We start from the raw sequence: 438 nt of genomic DNA on the forward strand, positions 1-438 counted from the left end.
ACTCAGGTCAATCGACCAGTCGCCATCCTGACTCAATATTTTCGGATCGCCCAAGGGACGATCAAACTGTTTGTCGCGCAGTTGCAAAGTGGCGCCCACCATACCCATCGTGCCCTCGACCGTTACAGCACGACCGACTTCCGAGCCGTCCGGCGGCTGGGTAATCACTGGCGTGACCATCGCTCTCCTGACAACGAAGGTCGTGGACGTCGGCTGCGAAGTTTGCTGAGCGGCGACTTGGGTCACCGTGACGGTATGTGTGATATCCAGGGCAAACTCTTTGTCGCGCCTGAACTGCCACGTGTCAGCACTGACGATGCCCTTGTGCACAATGCCGGCTTCGTCGCTGTACTCAATGTTCACGGTTGCACCCGGCCAGCACGTGCCGCTGAACCTGGGCGAAAGTCCGTCATCTTCAGGCTCGTTCAAGCCAGGGGA

At 58.7% G+C, this 438-nt stretch carries 1 pseudogene; it reads right to left on the reverse strand.

Going from position 1 to position 438, the window contains the following annotated elements:
- Positions 1 to 363: pseudogene (locus KVG87_RS25740) on the reverse strand (hypothetical protein); the annotation flags it as partial.
- Positions 364 to 438 lie beyond the last annotated feature (75 nt).

The sequence above is a fragment of the Pseudomonas siliginis genome, assembly GCF_019145195.1.
Classification (GTDB): domain Bacteria; phylum Pseudomonadota; class Gammaproteobacteria; order Pseudomonadales; family Pseudomonadaceae; genus Aquipseudomonas; species Aquipseudomonas siliginis.